This is a genomic window from Streptococcus bouchesdurhonensis (assembly GCF_948472335.1).
Window position 1 is genome coordinate 58,445 of record NZ_CAOKTW010000004.1, and the last position, 18,995, is coordinate 77,439.

Genomic DNA, 18,995 nt, shown 5'->3' on the forward strand with positions numbered 1-18,995 from the left:
TTATTCTACTTCACAGAAGGTTCATTGGTTGATTTTCCAATTCTCGGTACAACTTAGCGCGTTTTTCACTGGCATCAATATTTAAGACAAAGGCCACTGCCACTGATAAGACTAGAAGACTATTTCCACCCTGGGATAAGAAGGGAAAGGTTACTCCTGTAGATGGAATCAAGCCCGAAATCCCTCCGATATTGACAAATACCTGAACCAACATCATCCCTCCGACACCGAGTGCAACCATGGCATTGAAAGGATTCTCCGCTCGGATACCGACCAAGATAATCCGCAAAATCATGAAAAACAAGAGAGCTAAAATAAGACTGGCACCAACAAAGCCAAATTCTTCAATCACGATAGAAAAGACAAAGTCTGTATGAGCCTCTGGTAAATAACCTCGTTTTTCAATCGAGTTCCCAAGACCTAGACCAAACCAACCACCATTGACCATGGCAAAATAAGAATTAGATAACTGGTGACCCGCATCCGCACGATCGGCAAAAGGATTAAAAAAGGCACTAAAGCGCTTGGCTACATAGCCAAATACTGGAATTCTTGAAAAGGTCTCAACACCGATTAGGCTGATAGTGGTCAAGAAAAAGACAGAAGCGGCAGATACGAGCGCCAGAATGGTTGAAAACCAGCGATAAGCGATTCCACTAACTGTATACATAATCAAGGAAACCAAGACTAAAATAGTCGCATTCCCTAAATCAGGGAAAATTCCCAAACTTCCAATCAGAACTAGGAGAACGAATCGCCAATCATTAAAAGCACGAGGAAGCCATTGATTTTGAGTCAAAACTTGAAAATCATAAATAGCTATTTCTTCTTGCTGTTTGGAGAATCGGTGAGCCAAATACCAAATAATAATGATTTTTAAGTACTCAGCTGGCTGAATAGTTACTCCTGCAACCGAAATCCAACCGTATGCCCCGTTTACGGAAATACCAATAAAACGAGCCAAGAACAATAAAAGCATTTCTATCAATATAACTAAAATGATTAGTCGCTCATTTCTCAAAAAATCTAGTCTCAATTTATAAATTAAGGCAATCAGTATCAAACTAACAATCCAAAAGATTCCTTGGTTTCGAACCAATTGCAAGGCGCTCTTGCCTTCTTCAATTAAAATAGCACTAGTGGTCGAATAGACCACAATCAAGCCCAAAATAGATAAAAGCAAGTAGGGAATCAAGATGGAATAATTTAATAAGTGCCTCTTACTAATCTTCATAGTATCACCACTCTACTAGGATACAGACAAATCTGTTCCAAATTCCGTTTTATTTTCTAGTTTTGATTGCTATTATACCATTTTTTCAGAAAGAAAAAACTCTTACCTTACAATCCTTCGAATTTTACTGTTTTTACAGAATTAAGGCAGAATTTGAAATCGTAAAACCATTTTGAATAAGAGTTGCTTCAATCCATTGACTCCGACTAATTAAGTTGCTTTCGTGAATGCCAAAATCAGCCGCAATTTGTTCATAAGTGCTCTATTCTCGCATGTATTGAATAGTTAGCATGAGGAGACCAGGAGACCGTCTAGGCTTAATTTGGGTTTTCGTCCACTTTTGCGCGTTTACGTTGATAAGCTGTTTTTAACACAACTAACATCTCTTTAAATGTCGTGCGCTGAACTGAACACCTACAAGGCTCTTAAAACGGCTATCGCTTAATTGTTTACTTGCTTCATCATCCATAGTTTTATTGTATTGTATTTTGTTTCGCAGGAAGTCTATTATCCCTTTAGTTCCAAGGTTTTTACGCTTTTAGCAACAAGCTTACACACTCCACGTGATGCGTCTGTAGAACTCAAAAGGTTCGGGGAACCTTTTGAGGATTAATTGCGTTTATCTAACAAACTCACACATTCAACGTGGCATGACTGATGAAGTCATCATAAGAATTTCACTTGCTGCTCTTTTACGTTGGCAGGCTGAACGGTCAGAAGTATCATTGTATATCATTTGTATCATGGCATATAAAGTATCGCTCTATTTTATTGATGGTTTTAAAATCGCTCTTATCATGGCGAGCCATTCAAATTTGCTCCACAAATGAGGAAAGTACCATTTTAGGCTATTCAGTTGTCAAAGGGCAAATAAAAAATCTCACTCATTTTCAAACTCTATGAAATTGAGGAGATTATTTTCTAAAGCGAATTTTATCAGGAAAATCAGTTAATCCCAATAAATAGTCTGTACTGACGTCATAGAAATCTGAGAGTTTAACCAATACATCAGCCGTCAACGCATGCTCACCCCGTTCAATTTTGGCATAAGCTGAATTTGTAAACGAAAGTATTGTAGCTATTTGCTTTTGGGGCAGATCATGATTCTCCCTCAAATCTCTCAAACGTCTGTACATCTAGCTTTCTCCTAAGAAAAAGTATAGACTATATATTGTAATCATTTAGAATATTGTCCAAATTGGACAACAGGAATTTTATCAAATTTTTCAAAGACGCTTATTTTTATTCATCATCCTTATAAAAAATTGTTCCAAATAGTCCAACACAGTAAGACATTGTTTGAAAAGTTACATAACTTTATGAATCGTCTGATGTACTCTATTGAGTAGATTTCGATTTCAGCTACAGGTATAGAAGTGACCCTATCACTACAATCTTATTTGTGGTAAGATGAGTATAGTACATTTCAGAAAATACGGTATTTATCTAAATCTAACATAGATAGTTTTTCTCTAACTTAATTCTACAATCGGGTTTTTTAAAATAATATTACAAATGCTAGTGATAACACATTAGTTAGTCTACCAATAATAAAGAATTTAAAGAAAATTGTTAATATTTAATACTATCGAGAAAAAATAACTACTATAAAAAGATTTCAATTTCTCTACCAAGCGACTATTTGGATATATCTTTTAGAGTGATTAAGAAAACTAAGTATTTAAACTCCTCTAGAAGTGGCTGTTAGATAAAGTTGAAATATTTTTAGCTTATGATTACTCTCGCTGTAGGATAATTGTATATTGGCTTATAATAAATATCACAATCATTCCAAAACCAATAAGAATAAAAGAAAAATTTGAAATAGAACCATCTATCGAAGAAATAATAAAAGTTCCTAAGGGCATTAGCAAAGAAGCAGCCGAATAAGTGGTAGAAAAAATTCTTCCTAACATATCACTCGGAGAATTTGTTTGAATTTGAGTGGTAAAGATAATATTAAAAATGGTGATAGATGTCGTACACAAAGTATTGGCTAAAAATATCAACCAAAAAAAACCGAAAAAGTTAAGTACTGGAATAGCTAAAATACTAACTCCACTATAAAATACTGTAAAGTTTAAATTTTTTATAGACCCTTTAGCATTTTTGGATATAATAGCTCCAATAATTGAACCTATTGCACCACTTATAAGAAACATTGAATAAGAATTACTATTATTATAAATTACATTAGTAAATGGCAACAAATAGTTATAACATGCCAAAAAGAAATTCACTAATGATGAAATCCATAACAATAAAAATAATCTTCTATCCTCCTTTATATAAACTAAACCCTCTATAAAATTCTTAAATATAAGCAAAATACTAAATTTATTCTTCAATAAGATTTGTTCCTCTCGAATCTCAATTCCTTGTACTAGAAAAAAAGAAACCGCAAAGCTTAAACTGTTTAATATTAGTGCCCACCTTATTCCTAAGTTAGAATAAATATAAACTGATATTATTGGAGAAACTAGACTTATGACTTGTAAAGAAAGTTCAAGATTAGCATTATATTTTATTCTATCCGTTGTATCTACTACTGAAGGGATGAAAGATTTATTTGCAGTTCTTGCAAAGCTTGAAGAAATTGCTAGAATGATATTAGTAACAATCAATGCATAAACCAAATATTGATTAGTTGTAATAAATGAAATACAAAAGCAAAGTAACATACAAATTAAATCGGTAGCTAATAAAATTTTTTTGCGCTTGAATTGATCTGCAAATACTCCCGCAATCGGATTAAAAATTATTAAGGTTAAATAATCTACAAATTGATATATAGCTAAATAAGATTTTGCATGTTCGCCTAACGAAGTAATCCAACTTGAATTAGCATAATCATACATTGCATTACCAACTCTGTTTATTGAACGACTCAACAATAATCTATTTGAATTTTTCATTATATAAAAGTCCTTTATTATAATTAAGTATATATAATCCTACTTTTAACCCAACTCTCAAAATTTTGAAGTTTATCCACTAAATCTTGATAACTATCTCCTTTAAAAGAAACTTCATAAAGTGAGTGAACACTTGAATGAATCGTTGAGTATTCATATCCTAATCTAGTAAAGCATTGAAATCCTAAACCATTATTTTCTTTTAGATATTCACTAATCTCTTTTTCCGATGGAAGTGAGCAAATTCTACCTAAATTGGGAATCACCATGATAAAACCGTAGTAATCATTTAGCTTTGATTTAGGAAAGTTAGAAAATTCTTCACCCATCTCTAGTTTTATGACAACTTCCTGCGGATCAAAACCATACTGGTCATTTAAAATTCTATGTACTCCTCCACCACCAAGCCTAGAGGCGATTTCTAGAAAATACACTTCATTGCCATCATAAAATACTTCCAAGTGCAATAAACTAAATCTATAAGTTGGGATAGCTCTAATTAATTTTTCTGTATAACATCTTAGAACCTTAGTTTCTACATCTTTTTCAGTCAATGTCACACTCGCAGAACTTTTATTATTTTGATATTCAATAGTAGGGTGTAAATATCGGGATACATTAATGTATTCTATGTAATCATCGTTAACGAGTACATCTATATGAAACAAATTTCCGTTCAATTTTTCTTGACAAATAAACTGATTAGATTGAAAATTGTATTTCACCAGCTTCTTTATGTCAAACTCAGAATTAATTATATAGGTGTCAACAGTACCAGCTCCTAAATTAGGTTTAACTACAAAGGGGTAGCCATTTCGTCTTCCAAAATTGTATACATCTAAGTAATTATCAATTTTTTCAGTATGTGCTACTGGGAAACCAAAAGATTTTACCTTTTTGGTCATATAGTACTTATCACGAAAGAAACGTGCACTTTCAACACTTTGCCCTTCAATTCCTAAAAAATTTCTAATTTTAGCTGCAATATAAACATCAAATTCATCCAAAGCAATTATCCTATCATAAGAAAATGACTCGTACAAAATTTTAGCTTGTTCTGCTATAATTTCTTCAGTCCACTTTTCTACGTAAGATAAAAATACGTTAATATTTTGTTCATATTTAGAATATAACCTTTCTTTTTTTGAACTAGTTAATATAATTATCTCGTTGCTACGATAGTCATCGAGCCATTTATCTAATCCAAATAATTTAGGATTATGATTACATAACAATAAAAGTTTCATTTGAAGTATTCCCCTTACTAAACAATTTTTTCTATAATGTTCCCAAGTTTATCCAATATAAGACATGATTCATCATATAATGGAAGAATCGGTGAATCAACTAATTCTTGTGCCATATTCACATTATCTATATCTTTCCATGAATCATAATGAACACTAATTAAAAAATTTTTAAAACATCCTAATCCTTTTTTTATGATTATTTTATTAGATGAATTATCATTAGGAGAAACATAAACTTTATCACCTAATAATAAGGCACCAGCAGAAAAACCTACGATTATTGCCCCAGCATTAAGGCTATAGTTAATGTACTTTTTGAATTCCTCATTAACATAAGTGGAAATATAATACTCTGTATTTCCACCTCCAATGATTATCAAATCAACATCCTTATAATTAGAATAGTCAATTTTTTCACGATCCAACAGCAAATACTCTATTATTGGAGTATCAAAAAAACTTAGGAAACCTTCTGTATACTTAGTCATGTATGGTTTCCAATTATCTCTATATACCGTAAAAATGATAATTCTTTGTATTTTCGAAGACGAGACAATTTTGTTTATTATCTCATGGTTTTTTATAGGTGGATTTCCACCCATTAAAAAAATTTGACTTTTCATTTTTTAACACTTTCTATAATTATTTGTTGACTCACATTGTATATTTCAATTTTTTTATCAATCTCAGAAACAATTGATAAAAAATAATTATCCATTTCAAATATGTATATATACATATTTCCAAATTGATTTTTTCCTATTTTTAATAAAGAAAAATCTAGCAATCTCAATGAATCATCTATTTTAGAACCTAAGAATTTCACATACGCTTCTTTAGCCGTCCATATCATATAAAATAAGTCGTTATCATATGGATTCTTTGAATGAATCTTTAATAATTCTTTTTTATGAAAAATACAATCTAGTTGTTCAAATATGGGTAAACAGTATTGAATATCAACTCCAATTTCTTCATTAGATACAGCACATACTATTAAATCTTCAGAGTTTGATGTATTGAATTTTAGCCCATTATTTATATACGGTTTTCCAAATTTATTGTATTCAATTTTTTTATTGAGATTGTTAGCATACCTATTAATCAAACACTTACTGATATTTTTCTGAATAGTCAATTTAGTTATAGGAGCTTCATCCTCCAAAATATTTAGTGGTATAAAACCACTTTGGAAATTATTGCTACGCTGTTTAAAATTCACATTTTGTAAATTGACTAAATAGAGCTTAATCATTTTCTTGTCCTAAGATTAATGATTTGAGCATTTTCACAGAAGGATTTCTCATTATCATGCTGTGGGCTATATTAAGTGAATGTTTTCGTTCGATATTAATTAGATTTTCCCAAAGTTCTTCATATTGTTGAGTCTCTGCTCCACAAATTAAAGTAGTTGGCAAAGATGAAAAAGATTTATAATTATCTGCTGAATAATTATAGTTCACCATTAAATTTTTATCAACATTTCTAGGATTAGAATCAATAATTATTCCCCGAGTGTTGCGGAATAAATTTTTTCTATATAAAGATGTTACAGCATGAAGAATATTCCCACCCAAACTATATCCTACTAAGATTATCTCTTTTTCTTTATTATTTAATGCTAATTCTTTAAGCTCCTCACTTATCTTCAAAATCGCTTCTGAAAGGTTTAGATTATTTTGAAAACTAAAGCCAATCATATCTATATTTTCTTTCAAAAATATATTTATCATATCTGTATAACTATTTAATTTGCCACTCTTTGTACCTAAAAAAACTAAAATCTTATCAGAAGTTGAACTTTTTTTAAATGTTTCCAACCTAACATCCTTTGCCCTTCTCTCAAAATTTATTTTCTTTAATGTTTTGTGTTCAAATATATCACTGATATCTATACTAAGTCCCAACTCATTATTTACTCTATTTATAAACATCATATAGTCAATAGAACTTGCCCCAGTTTTAAGAAGATTGGTATCTAAATCAACATCTATTCCCGTGACATCTATCCATCTCGTTAATAAAATATTATTTACATTTAGGTTACTGTGGATAGCTAAAATAGCATTTGCTTTATACTTTTGAAAATTCTCAATATATTTTTGCGATTTTCTTACCAATTTCCCGCTAGAATTTTTGGTAAATTTTTCATATATACATAATGCTTAGGAAGCATATAATTAGGCAATTTTTCTGATAGCAGGTTATTTAATAGTTTTTTTTCACTACTTAACAATTTATCATCTATAAATACAACTAGTTCTCCATCTATTTTTAAAACTATCAGTGACACGCTTGTTTTTCTAATAATTGATTTTAGACAATACTCAATCTCTCCCAATTCAATTCTATACCCATCAATTTTTACTTGTTCATCTTTTCGACCGATAATTACAAGATTGCCATTTGAGTCAAAATATCCTATATCTCCTGTTTTATAGAATTTTTTATTTTCAAAATAGATAAAAGTATTTGAATTTTCTATATTTAAATATCCGCTAAAAACTGACTCTCCACTAATACATACTTCACCTTGATTTTCCTCGTCAAATGTAGACTCATTATTTAATATTTTAATTTCTACATTATCTATACATCTACCACAAGTTATCAGATTCGTATCATTCGTTATTTCTTCGACTGTAACCCAAATGGTTGCTTCCGTTGGTCCATACATATTATACACATGATTATCTTGAGTTGATAAATCTTTTAAAATTGGATCAAATTGTTCCCCGCCAATCAAAATATTTTTTTCTCGATGCTCCCATCCTGCTTCTAAAGAAATTTAAAAGTTGTTGGCGTCCCTTGTATAAATTCTATTTTATTATTATTGATCTCTTCTATGAGCTCTAATGGATTAGATTGCATAGAGAATTTGGATACAAAGACCGACCCACCATAAAATAATGGTAATAATATTTCTAAAAGAGAAATATCAAATGTTGAAGTTGTTAAAAATGCAAAAGTATCTCCAGATGTGTAGCCTAATCTTTTACCAATACTTAAAATAGCATTATATAATGAAGTGTAACTAATAGGAACACCTTTAGGTAGACCTGTGGACCCAGACGTAAACATTATATAGGCTATATCTAAATTTGGAATACCATCAGATACTTTTACTATATCTTTATCTGTAATCATATATTCTACCCTAGAAACATCATTTACATATTTTTTTCTCTCTTCAGGAAATAATGTAGTAGGTACAAATGTACAATTATGATCCATTAAAGATAAAATTGTTATAATGTATTCAATTCTGTCTGTAATATCTAGACTAATACAGGAATTAAATATTCCCATAGCATCTAATGTTTTCGACTTTTGCATAATTAAACTGTATAATTCTTTATAAGTAATGCAGCGTTCAGTTGAATATATTGAAATTTCATCCTTATATTTTAAACAATTATCTAAAATTCGAGCAATGAAAATATTTTTATTTGTTTTCATAACATCCTCACATATATTCTAAATCAAATTATTTATTTTTAGCATTTCAGATAAATTTGCACCTGTCTTATGTTTATCAAAACCTTTTATAGTGATTTTTTTAGTAGTATCCAACTGCTCTAAAATCAACGGAATTATTCCTGTATCTGACCTTGCATCTTGAATAATTTCAATCTCAAGATAAGAATTTAACAATAATTTAATGATATTTAATTTTTTTAATACTTCAATTGACATTACGTCAATCCCAGGCTCTTCTTTAAATTTATCAATTATGCTTTGTGTTAAAAATCCTGTCACTATTATTAGCTTCTTAGAGATTTCAGGCTTCTTATATAAAGTAATATCTTCGTCAACATTCTCTTCTAAATACTTACCATGTAGCAGTAAGTTATTTGGTAATTCATTTGGAATTCTAAAATATACAGGAAATTTTTCATCAAGATTATGTATGAGTTTTTTTTCGAATGATTGTATTGAATGAGGGACATATACTTTTATATTGTCTAACAGCTTCAATAGGGCTAAATCTTCTTCAATATGATGGGATGGCCCTAATGCACCATATGACACTCCCGAACCATAACCAATAATTGTGACATTGGGCACTTCATTATTGATATATAATTTTAATTGTTCGTATGATCTCCTTAGAATAAATGAACTCATACCTGAGAGATATACCTTTGTGTCATTACTTATTGACAAACCAAAAAGAACCTGACAAGCAAGTTGTTCACTTATTCCTACATCAATAATTTTTTTAGGATCAACTAAATTTGTATATCCAAACAAACCGCACCCATCCATTGAAACTTTATATGATTCAGGAGACAGTTGATATAGTTTTCTATCTATTGCTTCAAAATTCTGTCTTATTGAGGTATAATTATTCAAAAGCATTATCTAACTCCTTAGCAAATTTTCGATACTCACTAGAGCTTATCAAATTATTATGCCATATGTTATTTCCTTCAAATTCTTTTATTCCTTTTCCTTTAATTGTATTTGCTATTAAAATTTTAGGTTTCTCGCTATTTTCTAGTTTTTCAATTCCCTGATTAATTGAATTAAAACTATGACCATCAACAATTTCTACATCCCATCCTAATAATTCAAAAATTGTTTTATAGTTTTTACCATTATTAACAACTGATTCTCTAACCATCTGCAGTTTATTATTATCGATAATCACAAATAAATTTGATAATTCAAATCTTGGTGCTTGTTGAAATCCTTCCCAAATTGCTCCTTCATTTAATTCTCCATCCCCTAACACGACATATATTCTACTTCCTTTTGAATAATACTTTTGATAAATAGCTCTCCCTATCGCTATCCCTAAACCATTTCCTAATGATCCAGTGGGGACTTCTATAAAAGAAGTTGTAGTCTCTGGGTGTGTTCCTAAGTTAGAACTTAAGCTCCCATATTTTTGTAGATTTTCATTAGATGAAAATCTATTAAGATTGTTCATTATTATATACTCTAATAGAGCTGCATGCCCTTTCGATAATATAAACGAATCCTTCTCAATTAACATCTTTTCATAAAATAAATATAATAAAATCTCCACTAAAGAAAACATTGAACCTATATGAACCCTTTTTCCTATAGAATATTTCAATATTTCTTTTCTAATTTCAAGCGAATCTTTTTTACTAAGAGTCATATATATTATCCTCTATTTCAAATAAAACCCTCTCTAAATTCAGTACCCAAACACTTGGAAGTATTTTATTACTCTGTCTCTGAATTAAGACTAATAACAACTGTCTATATACTGACAGCTTATAATGTAATTTAAAAAGTCCGAAATTGGAATTATATACATTAGAAACATAGTCTGCTAAAACTGATTCTTTCAAGGCTTTTCGTCTTGCATAGGAATTGTGCATTACTAATAGATGTACTAGGTCATTAGTTGGTCTTCCCAAATACCATGTTTGCCAGTCAATCAATCTAATATCGCTTTCTGAGTAAATAAAATTCCATGGATGGGCATCTCCGTGTAAAAAGACTGAATTCTCAGTTTCTATGTTCAATATTTCCTTTAAATTCTTCTTTAAATATATTAGATGTTTTAATTGTGATTTAGTTAAAATTCCTTGAAAGTCTTTTATAGCGTTATCTACTACATGTTCATAAAATTTGAATTGATTAAAATTTATTATATCACCATTAACAACTGTACAACTGTTAACACCTGTACTATGTTTTTCTAAATTTTCTAACGACAATAAAAAATTATATATTTTGGATTTTTCTAATTGAGATAGTTTATGACTATGCAATTTTGATAAAATACAAATATTTTTTTTTATATCTGATAATTTAATCGGGATAGCATATTCTGGGGTAGAATACCCCCTATTAACCATGTTTTCCATAAGTATGCCCTCTTCTCCATTCATCTTGACTACTTTTGCCTCAATTGTAAATTGTTTAAATTTACTATACAATTGTTGACAGAAAAATTTTTCCTTTATATAGTCATTATTTTCTCCGAATTTAGGAACTTTAAGAACATTTTTACCCAATTTTATTAGATTACTTGTTGGTGTCTCACGCAAGATTTCATTCAAAGTAACCATTTGACAGCCATCCCCCATCAACTCTTATATCCTCTCCAACTATGTAATTTGAATCCTCTGAAGCTAAGAATAATGCAACTTTTGCTATATCTTTTGGTTTACCCAGTCTTTTGATTGGTATTTTGGATAATATTTTAGATTCTGTAACACTTTTAGACGGATGCTCTCTCCCTATATCAATCATTCCTGGAGAGATAGAGTTTACATATACACCATCCTTAATCCATTCAATAGCTAGCGTTCTAGTTAAACCCAAAACTCCTGTTTTACTTGCTCCATATGCAGCTCTATTAGGGAATGCTGAATGAGAAAGTAGTGAACCAATATTGATTATTTTACCAAATTGATTTTCTTTCATATATGGAAAAACTCCTCTAGACATTAGAAAACATCCTTTTAAATTTGTTTCTAAAACTTTATCCCAATCCTTTTCCGCAAAAGACAAAGATTCTCCCATTTTAAAAATACCTGAGTTATTAATCAATACATCAATCTTCTTAAATTTTTTGATTACCTTCCCTATGCCAGTACTAACACTTTTACTATTTGTAACATCTATATTAATGCTGTAAGGGGGAAAGTAAATTTTCTTCCTCCCTTCTGCTTGCTGATACTACGATGGCCCCTTTTCTTTCAAATTCTTCGCAAATAGCTTTGCCGATACCAGAACTGCCCCCAGTCACCAAAATTATCTTATTTTTCATTTTTTTTAAAATTCCTCTTATAAATCAGTCTGCTGATATTGTATTCCCACAAATTACACATGTATAATTCCACCCATCTTTTAAATACATAGAATTCTCTCCACAATTTTCACACTTGAGTACTTCTTTATTAACATTAATGCGATTACTATTTACATGATAATGACCGAAATCATTCATTTTACCAGAACCTGCTGTAAATGAATCAATATATTTCATTACAGCTAGTGCATCTTCTGAGCCTGCCTTTTTCGGTTTCATTTTTAATCGTAAATTATCTACAAAGTACTTCATTTCATTATAATAGCCCAATAAGAATAATCCCTTGTTATATAACTGACCTAATGAAAATTCAGGTGAAAAAATTTTAACGCTACCAGACTTTGGAATATAAGATGGAGTGGAGCCATACGGTCCTATGTTTCCTTTGGAGTAGTATCTAATATCGATATTATTATCCATAATAACATTCTCTCCTTCACCAATTACCTCTATCCTTTCAATAGGTGAGAGCTTTGAACTAGATCGTGAAAAATGTACTGTACCAATTAGACCACTCTCATAAAAGAAATTCGCAAATCCACTTTCATCCGAATTATTAAAATATATTACTTTTGAGGCTGGTCCAAATAGAAATTGTTGCATTGATGCAACATGAACGTAATCATCAATAAATCTTCGACTAGATGGTAATCTTAAATCTGAACTATCATGTGGTAAATCAACATTATATTTCATATAATAGCTAGTTGGCTTACCAAATGATTCACTATCAATAATATTTTTCATCTCAATGGAGCTCGGCATAAACATTTTTTTAAAACCTACTTGTAGAAAACTACCATTTGATTGCTTTTCACTCTCTATAAATTCCTCAATTAACATTGAATTAGCTGCTGGCGGTTTCTCTATCCAAACCGATACTCCTTTTTTTAATACATCATTAACAATTTCTGGATATAATGGCTCTCCCTTAGAACCGTATCCTAGCACCATAATAACACCATCCAATGTTTCATTTTGTAACATTATTCTATAATCTGTATAGAATTTTTGGGCACCAAATTGTCTAGCATACCGTTGTGCTTTTTCTTCGATTAAGTCACACGTTGCAACCAATTCAATATTTAAATATTGGAATGTTGGAAAAATATTTCTAAAACTATGGCTTCCACATCCTATTACAGCAATTTTAGGAGCATTTTCTTCATTGATTAATTCTCCTTGAATTCCTAATCCAGACATTTATTTCTCCTTATCGTTTTTTTTATAGTTAATTGTTTTTTCAGTAATTTCGGCTAATTTTATTAAGCATTCTCTTGTTTCTCGAATAGAATCTTGAACAATTTCATAAGCACTAATGTAGTCTACAGACCTACTTAATTTTCTTTGCACTCCCTTTTTCTTATGATGTTTTTCAGATATAATGTTTATGTGACTTGGGATATCTTGTTCTAAGAAACTTTCAATTTCTTTATTTTCACCTTGCGGAACATAAATCCAACCTGAAATTGTAGAGCTTTCATTTAATTTTATATCTCTGTCATCTACATCTCTAATTTGAGAAAGCAAATGAAGTTTTACAAGGTCAATTCCATATTTTTTTCTAAGACATCTACATATCAAACCTCCTCCAAATCTACTCGCAACTTCATTGAAAACAATATCTTCTCCTCTAACAAACCACTCTGCATGAAAGACATATGACTCTGAAGAAGGAAATTGTTTTAGTAGTAATTCAGTAGCTTTAATTAATCTAGATGATAAAGAAGAATTATAATCCAAAGTAACAGAACCAATCGGTTTATTTTCTTTATAAGCTAGTCCATTATTAATATATTCAGACGCAAAGCAAATAATTCGTCTAGTATCTCTCATTACTACACCATCAGTATGAAACATTCCACCTTCTTGGTATTGTTCAACAAGTACATCAGATATGTTTCTATTGAGCATTGCATCATTAATTTCACTATTGTTTTGAACAACAAAAACATCTTTAGATGATACGCCACATAATGGTTTGATTACTATTTTTTCTTTAATGTTTTTCATATGCACTAATTCTGCAATAGATTTAATTTTATGGAAATCTGAGCTTGGAAAATTAATTTGTTTTTTCATTCTATATTTATCTCTAAATAAAACACTATCCTCATATTTTTTTCCATAGATTCCGTACTCTTCACGGAAAAATCCAAGATTATCAACATCAAATTCATCAGTCCCAACAATTCTTATGTTATCTATATTTTTCTTGTTTTTGTTTATAACTCGATCTAAATAATCATACAATTCAAATTGATTTAAAAAATACTTAGTTAATCCTGATTCTGATACACTGAAATCTTTATCTTCTGCAATTTGTAATATTTGAAAATTTCCTTTAATATCAAACTCACGGAAAAAAGCTTTATAATAATCTTCGGATTCTTTCATTGTATTTATTATGTATATCATCAACATATCATTCCCTCTGCTTCACCACATTACATATGTCGCGTGTAAAAAGCTTCTCTTTCACAACTTCTAACTCTTTTGAATATCTGTTAGCCAAAATAATATCTGAAGCTTCAAAAAAACTATTCAGATCATTTACTAATGATATATTGATTCTATTCCCAACAATAGAATCAATATCATCTAAAAGAGGCTCATAAATAAGTACCTCAACGTTTTTATCAATTTTTTTCAATAATTCTATGGATGATGAATTTCTAAAATTGTCAGATCCTTCCTTCATCACTAATCTATAGAATCCAATTATTTTTCCTTTCTCATTTACTATTTTACTGGCAAGAAATGATAACCTTTCGTGGTTAGATTGTGAAATACTAGAAATTAATGGAGCTTTCAACTTCTCCATACTTTTATTTAACTGTAGTGTATCTTTAGGTAGGCAATACCCTCCATAACCAAAACTTGGATTGTTGTAGTAATTACCTATTCGTGTGTCTGAACACATTCCTTCAATTATTGCTTTAGTATCCATTCTTTGATCAATAGCAAAACTATCTAACTCATTGAAAAAGGCTACCCTCATTGCTAAATACGCATTGGAAAATAACTTAATCGTTTCAGCTTCCTTATTTGTTGTCATCATCACTTTCGGATTATTGACAAAACAATTCTTTAGGATATTGACGAAATCATTTGCCATCTTCGAATTCTGAACCCATTATTACTCTACTCGGACTAATACTATCACTAAATGAGTTTCCCTCTCTTAAAAATTCAGGAGAAAATATTATTTCACTTCCTATAAACTTTGAGTTTTGACTATCTGTAAAACCAATAGGAACTGTCGAACGGATAATAATCGTAATATTAGGGTTAAAATTTATAATTTGAGCAATATTCCTCTCTACAATTGAAGTGTCCAAACTCTTAAGCAATTTATTGTAGTTGGTTGGCGTACAAACCACAGCATATGTTGCTCCTTTTAATGCAATATCTAGATTTGATGTAGCACTGATATTTTCACTTTTCTTTAACTCTTTAGATAACTCCGCATCCATTATCGGAGATACTCTGTTATTTATTTTTTGGACTATGTCTTGATTAATATCATATAAAGTTACCTGAGTTACCCTTGATAATAGAATAGCCAATGGCAAGCCTACATAACCTGCTCCAAAAACCACTACCTTACTATTGGACATTATTATTACCTACAAAATCATTTATATATTCATTAATTGATGAATTCATCTCTACATTAAAAAAATTATTATTTTCTTTTTCCATATAATTACTGATTTCATTAGCTGATTTACTTATATAATAATCATATTCTGCATCCCTACTTCTATATATTTTATACAATGCAGTAAGTGTTTCATTAATGTCACCTCCCAATATATCACAATGTTCCGAAATTAGTACTTTCGGTAGATTGCCAAGTTCCTTGTTAATTTTTCTCCAATTCCAAATATGTCCATGATGATATTCAGGAAGCGGAACAAATATTGTCTTGTATTCAAGAGCCTCAAAAAATGTTGTCAATCCCATAGGTGCAAGTACAAAGTGAGAATGAGATAACTTTTTCAAAAACTCAGTATGAGTCAAAGATACAACTTTGTTTTCAATAATTTTTTTAGCTTCGTCTAGGTATTGTGGGCTAACTGTCACAAGTGCATCTTTTAACAATGGAGTCCTATTAATTACTTTGGATATAAATTTTATATATTGTAAATTATCTTCTTTACTAATCAAAGGGTTATTCATTCCAGATAATGAAATAATAATGCTGTTACGTTCATAAGATTCTTCAGCAACAAATCTTGTATCAACTATTGGACGCACCTTTTTAATTTTGTTATTCAAAAAATCTCTATTTTTCACCTGCCAAGCTGTCTGTACAAAAATTTCATCAGCAAATAAATAAGCAAGTAGTTCTTGCTGATGATTGGATAATTTTGAATATCTGGATAACCAATTATCAAATTCATATTCTTGATCCATACTTTTTTTTAGATTTTCGATTTGCCTAATATCATCTTTCTCCCAATTCCAAAATTCAAATAAACTATCAACAAAACAAGTTGGAATATTTGAGTATTTGCCATAAAGAATTAAAGAGGTTCCATTACTGAAACTATATAGTCAAATGAAATCTTATTTGCTAATTGAAAATTATCAATCATTTTAATCTCTAGCTCTAGATTTCTTCTTAAAAAATTATAAATTTCAATAGTACCAATAAAATATAAATCACACTTGGATAACATACTCATATCGATAATAGTTCTTAATTTAGAAACTGGACCAAATCCAAAATTTTCTGCTCCTATTAATACTTTCATACATTTCTCTTACCTTCTATTTTCAGATACATAGGTAATGTTATTATTTTAATACTTAAGCATTTTAGCCACCAACAATAATAATAATATCCATGATTATTATTAAGATTGGTATAAATTTTGATAATTTTTTCATATTATTACTTCCTTTCATTTTTTATTTATTATATAATAAATAAAAATCTTTTAAAATTTTGTTGTGAAAGTGGGAATTATGAAATCTAAACTTGGTCAAACACTCAGAAAAGTACGTAAAAGTAAACAAGTAAGCCTATGTGCCATTGCTGATGAACATCTATCTAAATCACAAATTTCTAGGTTCGAACGAGGAGAATCTGAGATATCTTGTGTGCGACTTATCAATATATTAGATAAATTACATATTTCTCTGGATGAGTTTCTTATTCTTCACGATACGAAATATACACAAACAGTATCTTTTGGTAATCTAGTACAATATATCCGTAAAGAATACTTACTTCAAAATGTTAATAATATAAAAGCATTGCTCTCTGATTCAACATTTTACCACCTTAATGCATTGGAACAAACAATGGTAAAATCAATAATCTACACATTAGATAATAGTATTTCACCATCTGAAGCTGACTTAGAAGAATTAACTGACTATTTGTTCAAAGTTGAGGATTGGGGTTACTATGAAATTATATTACTAGCTAATTGTATACGAACAATTCAATATAACTCTGCCTTTTTATTAACAAAAGAGATGTTAAAAAATTATATCTACTCAACTTTAAACAAGACAAATAAACGACTTATTACACAATTATCGATTAATTGTCTTGTTGTTAGTATTGATGAGGGAGAATTTCAAAATTGTACTTTTCTAATTAAAGAGATTAAAAAACTATTAAATAACGAATTGAACTATTATGAACAAACCGTCTTTCTGTATACATGTGGATATTTTGAATTCAGAAATAAGGATCAGAAAGGCATAGAGAAGATGAAACAAGCACTACAAATACTTGAAATACTAGGAGAGCATAATATTAAGTTACAGTATCAAGAACACTATGATAAGTATGTACAATAATAACAGTTAGATGGTGAAATAGGTCCATTCAGGAGTATTGCATTACGCCAAAAAATAGAAGAAATAACGGAAATAGCTTCGAGTCGAAAATGAATCTTTGAAAGCGAGAACGGCTAAAACAGTTAGAGATATTGTTGCGGGAACATTCAGACTAGCACTTCTGCTCGAGATTACCAAATTGGCTCGTTCGATTCTACTACTATCAGCTCAAGTAGCTTGAAAATCTTGATAAAAATAAGGCTCTCAAAGAGGAAGTTCAATCCATTTTCACTGAACACAAAGGAAACTATGATTATCACCGAATTACGCTTGAAATGAGAATCGAGTATTTATCATCTATCACAAAAAGTACTGGGTTTAGTTGCTAGAATCCGCTGTAAACGAAAACATTCATTCTTTAAGTGATAAGTTGCAAGAAGGGGGATAAAGTGCTACGTGGATGGATTAGATAATCCTATTCAACATTATATTGATTTTTACAATTGGTGCGTTAGTTCCCGCAATTCTTGAATGGACTCATCAGGGACGAAGGATTTAGGAAGTAAACCAATTCGAGTGAGTTTGACAATCCAGTGAGAGTCTTTCTTATCTGTCTTTTTATCAGAAATATTTTTCATGTGAGCAGGATTGGCTAAAATGAGTTCAAAGTCATCTCACAAGGCATGCCAGACAGGTCTCCAGTCAACACCTATACTTCCCATCCCTACTGCCTGCACTTCAAACTGTTGTAAGAAGTTGTGACAATCCTTTAATCCATGAGTAGTTGTATCGATTCGTGCTTCCTCACGTTTTGGACGAGTAGAAGTGAGGAGGCCGTGAAGGATACAGACCACAACATTTGATTAGTGAACATCAATTCCTGCACAGGATTAGTATAAGATATCCACGAGATTTTCCTCCTTGAAAAATAATAGAGGGCTTATCAACTGGGTTTGTGTCGTATTTTTATACTCATGCTTTAAAGCGATATTTTG

22 protein-coding genes and 2 pseudogenes are annotated in these 18,995 nt (G+C 30.2%); 1 reads left to right on the forward strand and 23 read right to left on the reverse strand.

What is annotated here, in order from left to right; translation table 11 throughout:
- Positions 1–10: 10 nt before the first annotated feature.
- The 22 genes and pseudogenes from ftsW to QMQ21_RS19460 all read right to left on the reverse strand — a co-directional run bounded on the left by ftsW (position 11) and on the right by QMQ21_RS19460 (position 17,115).
- On the reverse strand, positions 11–1,234 hold the full coding sequence (ftsW, locus tag QMQ21_RS07705) for a cell division peptidoglycan polymerase FtsW (protein WP_166735816.1): 1,224 nt from the start codon (positions 1,232–1,234) through the stop codon (positions 11–13).
- 142 nt (positions 1,235–1,376) lie between these two features.
- Positions 1,377–1,703: pseudogene (locus tag QMQ21_RS07710) on the reverse strand (transposase family protein); the annotation flags it as partial.
- Between the two features lie 445 nt (positions 1,704–2,148).
- Positions 2,149–2,370 (reverse strand): helix-turn-helix domain-containing protein, encoded by a 222-nt coding sequence (locus QMQ21_RS07715; protein ID WP_050262049.1) that lies wholly within the window; start codon positions 2,368–2,370, stop codon positions 2,149–2,151.
- A gap of 600 nt (positions 2,371–2,970) precedes the next feature.
- A complete protein-coding gene (locus tag QMQ21_RS07720) occupies positions 2,971–4,149 on the reverse strand; it encodes an MFS transporter (protein WP_120007839.1) in 1,179 nt (392 codons plus the stop codon).
- A 23-nt stretch (positions 4,150–4,172) separates the two neighbouring features.
- Positions 4,173–5,396, reverse strand: a complete 1,224-nt coding sequence (locus QMQ21_RS07725; protein WP_119943051.1) for an ATP-grasp domain-containing protein — start codon at positions 5,394–5,396, stop codon at positions 4,173–4,175.
- A 17-nt stretch (positions 5,397–5,413) separates the two neighbouring features.
- Positions 5,414–6,022, reverse strand: a complete 609-nt coding sequence (locus tag QMQ21_RS07730) for a Type 1 glutamine amidotransferase-like domain-containing protein (protein ID WP_061842180.1) — start codon at positions 6,020–6,022, stop codon at positions 5,414–5,416.
- Positions 6,019–6,654: a 4'-phosphopantetheinyl transferase family protein gene (locus QMQ21_RS07735; protein ID WP_120007837.1), complete on the reverse strand. Its 636-nt coding sequence runs from the start codon at positions 6,652–6,654 to the stop codon at positions 6,019–6,021. Before QMQ21_RS07735 ends, QMQ21_RS07730 begins: the two co-directional genes overlap by 4 nt.
- The gene (locus QMQ21_RS07740) at positions 6,647–7,519 is read right to left on the reverse strand and encodes an acyl carrier protein (protein WP_261814198.1); all 873 of its coding nucleotides are present in this window, start codon (positions 7,517–7,519) and stop codon (positions 6,647–6,649) included. The genes QMQ21_RS07735 and QMQ21_RS07740 overlap by 8 nt, the downstream gene beginning before the upstream one ends.
- Entirely contained in the window at positions 7,513–8,145 is a 633-nt protein-coding gene (locus QMQ21_RS07745; protein WP_261814199.1) for an AMP-binding protein, read from the reverse strand. Before QMQ21_RS07745 ends, QMQ21_RS07740 begins: the two co-directional genes overlap by 7 nt.
- Positions 8,146–8,177: 32 nt before the next feature.
- Entirely contained in the window at positions 8,178–8,858 is a 681-nt protein-coding gene (locus tag QMQ21_RS07750) for an AMP-binding protein (protein ID WP_261814200.1), read from the reverse strand.
- 18 nt (positions 8,859–8,876) lie between these two features.
- A complete protein-coding gene (locus tag QMQ21_RS07755) occupies positions 8,877–9,761 on the reverse strand; it encodes a transketolase family protein (protein WP_120007836.1) in 885 nt (294 codons plus the stop codon).
- Complete coding sequence (locus tag QMQ21_RS07760; RefSeq protein ID WP_120007834.1) at positions 9,748–10,530, reverse strand: 1-deoxy-D-xylulose-5-phosphate synthase N-terminal domain-containing protein; 783 nt, start codon at positions 10,528–10,530, stop codon at positions 9,748–9,750. Before QMQ21_RS07760 ends, QMQ21_RS07755 begins: the two co-directional genes overlap by 14 nt.
- On the reverse strand, positions 10,520–11,470 hold the full coding sequence (locus tag QMQ21_RS07765) for a phosphotransferase (protein ID WP_120007832.1): 951 nt from the start codon (positions 11,468–11,470) through the stop codon (positions 10,520–10,522). The genes QMQ21_RS07760 and QMQ21_RS07765 overlap by 11 nt, the downstream gene beginning before the upstream one ends.
- Positions 11,436–12,038 carry an SDR family NAD(P)-dependent oxidoreductase gene (locus QMQ21_RS07770; RefSeq protein WP_345774404.1) on the reverse strand — a complete coding sequence of 201 codons (603 nt, stop codon included), beginning with the start codon at positions 12,036–12,038 and terminating at the stop codon, positions 11,436–11,438. The genes QMQ21_RS07765 and QMQ21_RS07770 overlap by 35 nt, the downstream gene beginning before the upstream one ends.
- Positions 12,013–12,156 (reverse strand): SDR family NAD(P)-dependent oxidoreductase, encoded by a 144-nt coding sequence (locus tag QMQ21_RS07775; protein ID WP_261814201.1) that lies wholly within the window; start codon positions 12,154–12,156, stop codon positions 12,013–12,015. Before QMQ21_RS07775 ends, QMQ21_RS07770 begins: the two co-directional genes overlap by 26 nt.
- 24 nt (positions 12,157–12,180) lie before the next feature.
- Positions 12,181–13,401, reverse strand: a complete 1,221-nt coding sequence (locus tag QMQ21_RS07780) for a Gfo/Idh/MocA family protein (RefSeq protein WP_061842173.1) — start codon at positions 13,399–13,401, stop codon at positions 12,181–12,183.
- Entirely contained in the window at positions 13,402–14,595 is a 1,194-nt protein-coding gene (locus QMQ21_RS07785; protein WP_165852380.1) for an ATP-grasp domain-containing protein, read from the reverse strand. It abuts the gene before it with no gap.
- Between the two features lie 28 nt (positions 14,596–14,623).
- A complete protein-coding gene (locus QMQ21_RS07790; protein WP_261814202.1) occupies positions 14,624–15,316 on the reverse strand; it encodes a UDP binding domain-containing protein in 693 nt (230 codons plus the stop codon).
- Complete coding sequence (locus QMQ21_RS07795) at positions 15,306–15,818, reverse strand: UDP-glucose 6-dehydrogenase family protein (protein ID WP_261814203.1); 513 nt, start codon at positions 15,816–15,818, stop codon at positions 15,306–15,308. Before QMQ21_RS07795 ends, QMQ21_RS07790 begins: the two co-directional genes overlap by 11 nt.
- Positions 15,808–16,620 carry a hypothetical protein gene (locus QMQ21_RS07800; RefSeq protein WP_261814204.1) on the reverse strand — a complete coding sequence of 271 codons (813 nt, stop codon included), beginning with the start codon at positions 16,618–16,620 and terminating at the stop codon, positions 15,808–15,810. The genes QMQ21_RS07795 and QMQ21_RS07800 overlap by 11 nt, the downstream gene beginning before the upstream one ends.
- A gap of 110 nt (positions 16,621–16,730) precedes the next feature.
- Positions 16,731–16,961 (reverse strand): hypothetical protein, encoded by a 231-nt coding sequence (locus QMQ21_RS07805; RefSeq protein ID WP_261814205.1) that lies wholly within the window; start codon positions 16,959–16,961, stop codon positions 16,731–16,733.
- 64 nt (positions 16,962–17,025) lie between these two features.
- Positions 17,026–17,115, reverse strand: a complete 90-nt coding sequence (locus tag QMQ21_RS19460) for an SHP2/SHP3 family peptide pheromone (protein ID WP_375136960.1) — start codon at positions 17,113–17,115, stop codon at positions 17,026–17,028.
- A gap of 60 nt (positions 17,116–17,175) precedes the next feature.
- Here QMQ21_RS19460 and QMQ21_RS07810 point away from each other — a divergent pair, with 60 nt between their 5' ends.
- Positions 17,176–18,021 carry a helix-turn-helix domain-containing protein gene (locus QMQ21_RS07810; protein WP_119919521.1) on the forward strand — a complete coding sequence of 282 codons (846 nt, stop codon included), beginning with the start codon at positions 17,176–17,178 and terminating at the stop codon, positions 18,019–18,021.
- 482 nt (positions 18,022–18,503) lie between these two features.
- Here QMQ21_RS07810 and QMQ21_RS07815 read toward each other — a convergent pair.
- Positions 18,504–18,878 (reverse strand): annotated as a pseudogene (locus QMQ21_RS07815) (IS110 family transposase); the annotation flags it as partial.
- Between the last annotated feature and the right edge of the window lie 117 nt (positions 18,879–18,995).

Bases quoted from the DNA above. Each gene is read 5' to 3' on its own strand.
- ftsW (WP_166735816.1), bottom strand. From the start codon at position 1,234: ATGAAGATTAGTAAGAGGCACTTATTAAATTATTCCATCTTGATTCCC.
- QMQ21_RS07715 (WP_050262049.1), bottom strand. From the start codon at position 2,370: ATGTACAGACGTTTGAGAGATTTGAGGGAGAATCATGATCTGCCCCAA.
- QMQ21_RS07720 (WP_120007839.1), bottom strand. From the start codon at position 4,149: ATGAAAAATTCAAATAGATTATTGTTGAGTCGTTCAATAAACAGAGTT.
- QMQ21_RS07725 (WP_119943051.1), bottom strand. From the start codon at position 5,396: ATGAAACTTTTATTGTTATGTAATCATAATCCTAAATTATTTGGATTA.
- QMQ21_RS07730 (WP_061842180.1), bottom strand. From the start codon at position 6,022: ATGAAAAGTCAAATTTTTTTAATGGGTGGAAATCCACCTATAAAAAAC.
- QMQ21_RS07735 (WP_120007837.1), bottom strand. From the start codon at position 6,654: ATGATTAAGCTCTATTTAGTCAATTTACAAAATGTGAATTTTAAACAG.
- QMQ21_RS07750 (WP_261814200.1), bottom strand. From the start codon at position 8,858: ATGAAAACAAATAAAAATATTTTCATTGCTCGAATTTTAGATAATTGT.
- QMQ21_RS07755 (WP_120007836.1), bottom strand. From the start codon at position 9,761: ATGCTTTTGAATAATTATACCTCAATAAGACAGAATTTTGAAGCAATA.
- QMQ21_RS07760 (WP_120007834.1), bottom strand. From the start codon at position 10,530: ATGACTCTTAGTAAAAAAGATTCGCTTGAAATTAGAAAAGAAATATTG.
- QMQ21_RS07765 (WP_120007832.1), bottom strand. From the start codon at position 11,470: ATGGGGGATGGCTGTCAAATGGTTACTTTGAATGAAATCTTGCGTGAG.
- QMQ21_RS07775 (WP_261814201.1), bottom strand. From the start codon at position 12,156: ATGAAAAATAAGATAATTTTGGTGACTGGGGGCAGTTCTGGTATCGGC.
- QMQ21_RS07780 (WP_061842173.1), bottom strand. From the start codon at position 13,401: ATGTCTGGATTAGGAATTCAAGGAGAATTAATCAATGAAGAAAATGCT.
- QMQ21_RS07785 (WP_165852380.1), bottom strand. From the start codon at position 14,595: ATGAAAGAATCCGAAGATTATTATAAAGCTTTTTTCCGTGAGTTTGAT.
- QMQ21_RS07790 (WP_261814202.1), bottom strand. From the start codon at position 15,316: ATGGCAAATGATTTCGTCAATATCCTAAAGAATTGTTTTGTCAATAAT.
- QMQ21_RS07795 (WP_261814203.1), bottom strand. From the start codon at position 15,818: ATGTCCAATAGTAAGGTAGTGGTTTTTGGAGCAGGTTATGTAGGCTTG.
- QMQ21_RS07800 (WP_261814204.1), bottom strand. From the start codon at position 16,620: ATGGATCAAGAATATGAATTTGATAATTGGTTATCCAGATATTCAAAA.
- QMQ21_RS07805 (WP_261814205.1), bottom strand. From the start codon at position 16,961: ATGAAAGTATTAATAGGAGCAGAAAATTTTGGATTTGGTCCAGTTTCT.
- QMQ21_RS19460 (WP_375136960.1), bottom strand. From the start codon at position 17,115: ATGAAAGGAAGTAATAATATGAAAAAATTATCAAAATTTATACCAATC.
- QMQ21_RS07810 (WP_119919521.1), top strand. From the start codon at position 17,176: ATGAAATCTAAACTTGGTCAAACACTCAGAAAAGTACGTAAAAGTAAA.